Raw genomic sequence first — 8,168 nt, 5'->3', positions numbered from 1 at the left:
GCAATCCCAAAGGGCTTGCAAGCTAAAATTATTAAGGTGAATTTTTTAACTCTCATTTCCGTCAGTCCTGCCAGATAACATAAATAATCATCAGGTGCCATTGGGGAAAATATTGCAAGTGCAAACCATTTATCAAAATTGGATCCTTTTTTCAGCCACGACGCATACTTTTCATATGTTTTTTCCTTTAACACGCTTCTCACAAATTCTGCGCCATAATTCTTTGCCAATAAAAAAGCCATAACTGAACCAAAACAGATACCTATATAGTTATATATTAATCCTGTAACGGGCCCGAATATGATCACTCCTGCCAAGCAACCAATACCACCCGGCAATATCGGTATCACAACCTGCACGGCTTGAAATACAATAAAAAGCGAAGGGGCAAAAGCACCGGCTGATTTCATAAACTGTTCCAATGCAGTCTGTGATGTAAATATCTGCATTTTTATTCCATATATAATGAAAATGATTGATCCGCACAATCCAATAATTGTAACTGCATTGATAACCTGTTTTTTTGTGTTGGTCATATGTTCCCTCTTTTTTGATCATACTCAAATCGTTGAAATAGACCCTAAACTTTGTATAATCACATTATCGCAGTTGAAAATTGATTTCATCATAAATTATAACCAATTAATCTGAGAAACAGAGGAATTGAATCTGAGAATTTTCTCATTTAATAATTTCTTAGCCGGATTTACCACTTTTGAAGCGAGGTACTGAGCTAATATATTAGGTTATTGTGTTACAATGATAGTTAAAAATCAGCATGTACTCGACTGGACCAATAAAGACATATAAAACAACAATAAATAAACTTTAGAGGAGTTGGCAAAGTTTGTTTATAAGGTTTTGCGGGTTCTGTAATTTTCAGAATAAGCAGCCTTTTTTTATTTGTGGGATTTCTCTGTCAACTCAGCACAAGCCGTCTTGTTATGAAACTGGGCGGCTTGTGCTTTTTTGTTTGGGTACAATCAAGTTACTAATAAAATATTCAGGCCAGATCATTTTCTTCCAATGCCAGTTTGGCAGCTGGAAATGGGTCTAAAGCACGGGAAAGGATTCCTTGAACATAGGCGATCAGCATGCCATAGTTGGTAATATAGACACCATTTTCTCTGGCTTTTCGTACCCGGTATTGCATTTCTCTGCGGTTTAGCATGCACCCGCCACAATGAACGATTACCGCATATTCAGAAACATCTTTGGGATAATGGGCTCCGGCAGCCCACTTGAATTCAATATCCCCTCCTGCAATTTGTCTGATCCATCGTGGGATTTTTACTTTTCCTATGTCATCAGCCTGGCGATGATGGGTACAGCCTTCGACGATCAAAACTTTATCCCCTGGTAAGAGACTTTCAATTCGTTTGATACCGCGAACCATTTCAGCAAGATCAGTTTTCTGTCGGGCAAACAATATTGAAAAAGAGGTTAACGGAATCTCTGGCGGTGTGTCTGCAGAAACCTTTAAAAAAGCCTGGGAATCCGTAATGACAATGGCCGGAGGTTTTTTCAAACTCTCAAGTGTGCGTTTCAGTTCGTGCTCTTTAGTGACCATGGCAATGGCATCTTTTTCAATAATATCCCGGATTGTTTGCTGTTGGGGAAGGATAAGCCGGCCTTTTGGTGCCGATTTATCAACCGGTGTTACCAGTACTACCATATCTCCGGATTCAATGAGATCCCCAACCAATGCGGGTTCAACATCTTCATAGTTGGCATTGTCAATAATCATTTTTTTGACTTCTTTAATGCCGGTACTATTATAAACACTGGTAAAGGCAATGGGAATTTTAACTGCTTTGGTTAATTCAATGATTTCTTCTTTCGTCAGTTCACGTTTATCGCATTTATTAAACACACAAACACAGGGGATCTTGCGTTGAATGAGCTGATCGATAAATTCATTTTCAAATTCTGTGATGCCGGTTTCGATATCCGCTACCACAACAGCAAAGTGACATTTTCGCAGAACCTCAAATGTTTTTTCGATTCTTAACATTCCCAGCTCCCCGGAATCATCTAAACCTGCGGTATCAATAAAAACAACCGGTCCAATGGGTAAAAACTCCATGGTTTTATAAACCGGATCAGTGGTTGTTCCGGCAACATTGGATATGACGGCAATGGACTGACCCGTTAAAGCATTAAGCAAAGAAGATTTCCCGGCATTTCGTTTTCCGAAAAGACCGATTGACATCCGACTTGACATTGGGGTTTCGTTCATACTATTCATGAGTTGGTTTTTCCTTTCTGATGGAAATCGGCGACGTGAGCCGTTCTGGTTTCAGTACCTCATCCAATAGCTCTGGATCCATCCAGTTGCGTTGGATAATGATTTCCTTAATCGATTTTCCTGTTTCTTTGAGCGTTAATGCCGCCTCTGTGGCATTGTCATAGCCAATATAATTAGTTAATGCGGTTAGCATAACGGTACTGTTATCAAGTTTTTGGCGACAGATTTCTTCGTTTGCCTCAATGCCATTAATACACCGTTCAATAAATATCGGCAAAACATTTCTTAACATATCCAGGGTTTCAAATAAATTTTTCGCAATCACTGGCATAAAGGCATTGAGTTCCAATTGTCCGGACATGGATGCCAGGGTAATAGCGGTATCATTGGCGATAATCTGGAAAGCCACCTGATTGACTGCCTCTGGAATAACCGGATTGATTTTTCCCGGCATAATCGATGAACCTGTCTGTACCGCAGGTAAACTGATTTCTCCAATGCCTGTATAAGGCCCCGAGGACAACAAACGCAGGTCATTGGCAATTTTTGAAAGGGTGACAGCGGACGTTTTAAGGAGTCCGGATACTTCAACAAAAACATCGCAATTTTGAGTCGGATCCATCATATAGTCGGTACGGGCGAGGCTGATTCCAGTTAGATCTCGCAGCCGTTCGATCATATTAAAGATATAAGCCTTTGGAGCATTGAGACCTGTTCCCACTGCAGTACCGCCAATATTGACCTGGCGCAGCCTTTCCTCAGCTTTATAAAGTCGCCAGCGATCTCTGGACACGGCCTGGGCCCAAGCCCCGAATTCCTGACCCAAGGTTACCGGTACAGCATCCTGTAACTGAGTCCGTCCGGCTTTAATGACCCTTGAGAATTCTTCTTCTTTTTCCTGAAGCGCTGTCTGTAAGTCGGCAAAACATTCCGTTACCGGTTTTAGCAGCCGAATGGCGGCAATCCGAACGGCTGTGGGGAATACATCATTGGTAGACTGATGCATATTAACATGATCCAGCGGGTGCACCAAATCATAATCGCCTTTTTTTCCGCCCAGATATTCATTGGCCCGATTGGCGATGACTTCGTTAACATTCATATTCGCAGAGGTTCCGGCCCCTCCTTGCATCGCATCCACAACAAAATGGTTTCGCAATCCGCCAGCTAAAATCTCATCACAGGCTGAAATAATAGCCTCAGCTTTTTGTGGGTCCAGTACGCCGATATTACGATTGGTTATGGCGGCCGCCTTTTTTATGGTTACCAATGCTTCCACCAGTTCCGTATGTATGGATTGGCCCGTAATATGAAAATTATTGAGAGCTCTTAACGTATGAATCCCGTAATAAGCCTGGTCTTCTATTTCCATTTCACCTAATAAGTCATGTTCTGTTCGCATTTTGCTTCACCTTCTCTCTGAAAATTCGGAAAATCGGTTTAATCGGCACCACTTTAGAAACGGAAGTCACGTTTTCCGGCACTTAATTCAGTTAAATGGCCCGTTGCAATCTCACGGACTTTATCACTGGGAATAGACTTGAGTTCACGCTGTATCATGACCTCACCCTTTGCTTTTGTGTCCGCAGATGCATAGTCCTCTAAATATTCTTTTAACGTCATAACGGCATTGGGTTGGCAGCAATTCACAATCTGTCCCGATTTCACCAATTGCATAAAGCGGTCTCCGGTTCGGCCTTCACGATAACAGGCGGTGCAAAAGCTTGGAATATGACCCATTTCTAAAAGCCAGTTGACAATATCATCGAGTTTTCTTGTATCCGTTACATCAAATTGAGAAGAATTTTCCTCTTCCGGCTCAGGATGATCATAGCCCCCCACACTGGTGCAGGAACCACCGCTGACCTGGGAAATTCCCAGTTTCAAGACACGTTCCCGGGATGCCTGGGATTCCCTTGTCGATACGATCATTCCGGTATAAGGGACGGCAATTCTTAAAACAGTGACAATTTTTTCAAAGACATCATTGGAAATGGCATTGGAAAAATCATTGGTATCAATGTCATCTGCCGGACAAATCCGTGGCACACTGATGGTATGAGGTCCAACACCCATAGCCGCTTCTAAATGCTCGGCATGCATGAGCATTCCCACAAAATCGTAACGGTACATATTAAGTCCAAAAAGAACGCCGATCCCCACGTCATCGATGCCACCTTCCATGGCGCGATCCATGGCCTCGGTATGCCAGGCGTAATTGTGTTTAGGTCCCGTGGGGTGAAGCATTTCATAGTTTTCTTTATGGTAGGTTTCCTGGAAAAGAATATAGGTCCCAATGCCGGCATCCTTTAGACGCCTGTAATTTTCTACGGTGGTTGCTGCTATATTCACATTCACCCGACGGATATCCCCATTTTTATGTTTAATGCTGTAAATGGTTTTAATGCTTTCCAGTACATATTCAAGTGGGCAATTCACTGGATCTTCCCCGGTTTCCAAAGCCAAACGCTTATGGCCCATATCCTGAAGGGCAATGACTTCCTTCACAATTTCCTTCTGGGACAATTGCTTTCGTTTAATGGTTGTGTTTTTATGATGATAAGGACAGTACACACACCCATTCACACAATAGTTAGAAAGATACAGGGGTGCAAACATGACAATACGATTACCGTAAAACTTCTTTTTAATTTCCTGAGCAAGGGTGACTAAACGTTTATTCTGATCTTCCAGTTCACAGGCCAGCAACACTGCCGCTTCACGATGACTGAGTCCTTTGAAATCCCCGGCCCGGGTTATAATATCATCAATTAACGTTTCATTGTTCTTGTTTTCTTCAGCATAGGCCATGGTATCCAAAACTTCCTGATTATCAATAAATTCTTCGGCCTTTTTTGACTTTACGTTATACATATTTTCTCCTTCTTTCACTTTAATATTAATTTCTAAATTCATAAACAAAAAAGTAAATTGCATTGGTGTCAGTTTTCATAAACAATTTTATAACGTATAGGCGAACAGTCGCTAGACTGTACGTCGTATAGTGGAAAAATTGTTTCATGTAAACAGACAGCGATGCTCACGGTACTTTTGCAATTGCTTATCACCTTATTATTCAGGGTAATCGCCACGATTTGTTAAGATTTCATAACCGATGGAGTCCATTCTTTTTGCCAAACAACTTCGGCATTCCGCGGCTTCATCACCGGTACATATTTTATTATCATACAAGCTGTAATCTTTTCGAACCGCTACCGGCGAAAGGTTCGGCATCACCACATTGGCGCCGGCCAGAATCCCAAGTTCTCGGCCCCGGGGATCAATGGTTCCCAGGGCAGTGGTTGCGGGAATTAGGGCTTTTGGCAACATTAAACGCAGAATTGAAATAAGTTGCAGGGTTTGTTCCAGTGACCCTGGGTTAGCATTTTTAAATGGGGTATTGTGATGCGGGATGAATGGTCCGATGCCAATCATTTGTGGGTCCAATTCTTTGATAAATGCTATATCTTCTATGATGTTTTCCATTGTTTGGATTGGAGACCCCACCATAAAACCGGTCCCTACCTGAAAACCAATTTCCTTAAGGTCTCTCAAACAGGTCATTCGATTTTCAATGGTCAAATTACTGGGGTGAAGCCTTTTATAATGACTTTTATTGGCTGTTTCATGGCGTAGGAGGTAACGATCCGCCCCTGCTTCGTAAAGACATTCATAACTTTTTTTTGATTTTTCCCCCATGGACAAGGTGATGGCACAATCAGCAAAATTTTTCTTAATTTCCTGGATAATGGCAACCACTCGATCATCATCAAAGTAAGGATCTTCTCCTCCCTGGAGGACAAATGTTCGAAATCCTAATGCATAGCCAGTTTTACAACAGTTAAAGATCTGGTCTTCTGTCAGGCGATACCGATGAACCTGATCATTACTTTTTCGAATCCCACAATAATAGCAATCATTTTTACAATAATTACTAAATTCTATGAGTCCTCGTGTATAGATTCCATTACCAAAGGTTTTTTTAGCCACCTCGCTGGCTTTTTTAGAAAGATCCTGTCTCAGTTCAACCGAATTATTTTCCAGAAGCCACAGAAGCTCCTTTGCCTCTAGGCAGTGTTCCTGGTCAAGCTTTTCAACAAGCTTATTCACTGGCTTCTTCCAGGTTTTCTGAAAATTTCGGAAGTTTAGAATACATAGTTTTTATGCTGATCCCGGTGATCATTCCTAATTTTCCTGCCAGGGAACTGATTACATCCGTTGGCGCATCAATGACCACACTGATCACAGAAATATTTCTTTCACGGTATGGAATTCCCATTCGTCCCACAATATTCTTTCCATAATCGTGTAGAATATCATTTAATTTTTCCACAGCCTCTTCATTCTCAACCACAATGCCTATGAGTCCTATTCTTTTTTCCATTTCTTGCCCTCCCTTTTTTTGAATTTCTTTGTTTTTTTAATAAGCAAAAAAAATCCCTGCACCAATGGTACAGGGAAAACACGTTAAAGCCCGAACCCATTGCTCGCCACAATGGATTTAGGTTAAATTCACATGATTCTCTCGCCTTTCCACTGGGGACGAACCCTCATGGCATCAGTACGATAACTTTGTTATATTAGTTTTTTCTTTGCAGTTTGTTATGAGATTTGGGTAAACCCAATCTTTTAACTCACTGAATTTTGTAAAGAATATCACATTATATATTAAGTTGCAAGTTATTTTATAAATCTAAAGAAAGTTTTTATTCATTAAAACACACCCTATATAGTGCCTTATTTTTTTTATGTGACCTTCTATTTTTTCCATAAAAATAGCCTTCTATGATTATTTACTTTACCATAGAAGGCAGATTTTCAAACTATTTTTCCTCAATCTTTATGCTTACCACCCATTTTGAAAAATCTGTAAATGTTACCAAGGATATTTTCGCCATCAGGCTAAAGCATACTCCTTGATATTGTGGCCTGCACACCTATTCAATAAACTTTACAGGTTTTCTTCCGGCACGGCTTCTGAGGTTTTATCATCTGCCACATCTTCTGTGATCGTATCATCTACCACATCTTCTGTGATCGTATCTAATCTCAATTCATTTATCACTAATACTATTTCATCAGCTTCAATTACTGTTTCAATTCCTTTTGGAAATTTAACATCACCTATACATATTTTGTCATTCAAATTAAGATCCGTTACATCGATTTCAAGAAAATCAGGTATATCCTGTGGTAATGCTGTCACATGTATTTTGTCCATTTGCTGCACAAGATGAAGTTTTTTTAATTCTATTGCTTCCTTGCCGACTATTTTAATATTAAGATCGAACTTAATTGGTTCGGTAACTGACACCTGCTGAAAAACAACATTTAAAACTTCTCTTTTTATTGGCGAATGTTGCATCTCTTTTATCATTGCAGGATATGATTCTTGCCCCTCAAGATCGAGAGTAAATAAATAGTTCTTCCCATATTTAAATATGTTTTTCATTAATTCATCTTTTTTTACTTTTACTGAAACTGATTCCAGGCCTTTTCTATTGATAGCGCCAGGAATATAACCTATTGCTCTAAGTTTTTTACCTGCACTGCTACTCGCTTTTTCTCTTTTTTCAATTGCAATTGTTACTTTTTCGTTCATATTATTTTCTCCTCTTTTGATAAACTCTTACATAATATTATTCGTGTTGTTTTATTTGGCAAATGTCAATTAAAACCCCTGACGAATTATTCTTTTCAATGGTTTTCAACTATGTTTTTTTAATTATACCAAACAAATGAATCAATATCAAGTTTTTTAAGAAAAATGCAACCGAAAGCCTGCCGTGACCTGCTCATGCGTCTCCCAAAAGATGCCGCCGACCAATAAATCAATTATCCAACTCTCAACTGAAACAGGTGTTTCAGAACACACCTTGTATGCGTGGAAATGTGCTGTAAAATCTAAGTTAAGAGGCAG

The 8,168-nt window shown here is 40.1% G+C and carries 7 protein-coding genes; all 7 read right to left on the bottom strand.

The window, feature by feature from the left end; translation table 11 throughout:
• Positions 1–410, bottom strand: a 410-nt coding sequence (locus VIK44_RS11985; RefSeq protein ID WP_331554125.1) for a TVP38/TMEM64 family protein, incomplete at its 3' end; no start/stop codon positions are given.
• Positions 411–1,003: 593 nt separating this feature from the next.
• Positions 1,004–2,248 (bottom strand): [FeFe] hydrogenase H-cluster maturation GTPase HydF, encoded by a 1,245-nt coding sequence (hydF, locus tag VIK44_RS11980; RefSeq protein WP_331554124.1) that lies wholly within the window; start codon positions 2,246–2,248, stop codon positions 1,004–1,006.
• The gene (locus VIK44_RS11975; RefSeq protein ID WP_331554123.1) at positions 2,241–3,650 is read right to left on the bottom strand and encodes an aspartate ammonia-lyase; all 1,410 of its coding nucleotides are present in this window, start codon (positions 3,648–3,650) and stop codon (positions 2,241–2,243) included. Before VIK44_RS11975 ends, hydF begins: the two co-directional genes overlap by 8 nt.
• Positions 3,651–3,703: 53 nt before the next feature.
• Positions 3,704–5,122, bottom strand: coding sequence for a [FeFe] hydrogenase H-cluster radical SAM maturase HydG (gene hydG, locus VIK44_RS11970; protein WP_331554122.1), 1,419 nt, complete (start codon positions 5,120–5,122; stop codon positions 3,704–3,706).
• A gap of 198 nt (positions 5,123–5,320) precedes the next feature.
• Positions 5,321–6,358 carry a [FeFe] hydrogenase H-cluster radical SAM maturase HydE gene (gene hydE / locus VIK44_RS11965; RefSeq protein ID WP_331554121.1) on the bottom strand — a complete coding sequence of 346 codons (1,038 nt, stop codon included), beginning with the start codon at positions 6,356–6,358 and terminating at the stop codon, positions 5,321–5,323.
• A complete protein-coding gene (locus tag VIK44_RS11960; RefSeq protein WP_331554120.1) occupies positions 6,351–6,632 on the bottom strand; it encodes a TM1266 family iron-only hydrogenase system putative regulator in 282 nt (93 codons plus the stop codon). Before VIK44_RS11960 ends, hydE begins: the two co-directional genes overlap by 8 nt.
• A gap of 567 nt (positions 6,633–7,199) precedes the next feature.
• Positions 7,200–7,850 (bottom strand): 50S ribosomal protein L25, encoded by a 651-nt coding sequence (locus tag VIK44_RS11955; RefSeq protein WP_331554119.1) that lies wholly within the window; start codon positions 7,848–7,850, stop codon positions 7,200–7,202.
• Between the last annotated feature and the right edge of the window lie 318 nt (positions 7,851–8,168).

It is taken from the genome of Acetobacterium sp. (assembly GCF_036508315.1).
GTDB lineage: Bacteria > Bacillota > Clostridia > Eubacteriales > Eubacteriaceae > Acetobacterium.
Note: the sequence above shows the minus strand (reverse complement) of the source record. Positions and strands in the feature narration are given on the sequence as shown.

What these genes read in the sequence shown, in the direction of transcription:
- hydF (WP_331554124.1), bottom strand. Translation starts at nt 2,248, where the DNA reads ATGAATAGTATGAACGAAACCCCAATGTCAAGTCGGATGTCAATCGGT.
- VIK44_RS11975 (WP_331554123.1), bottom strand. Translation starts at nt 3,650, where the DNA reads ATGCGAACAGAACATGACTTATTAGGTGAAATGGAAATAGAAGACCAG.
- hydG (WP_331554122.1), bottom strand. Translation starts at nt 5,122, where the DNA reads ATGTATAACGTAAAGTCAAAAAAGGCCGAAGAATTTATTGATAATCAG.
- VIK44_RS11960 (WP_331554120.1), bottom strand. Translation starts at nt 6,632, where the DNA reads ATGGAAAAAAGAATAGGACTCATAGGCATTGTGGTTGAGAATGAAGAG.
- VIK44_RS11955 (WP_331554119.1), bottom strand. Translation starts at nt 7,850, where the DNA reads ATGAACGAAAAAGTAACAATTGCAATTGAAAAAAGAGAAAAAGCGAGT.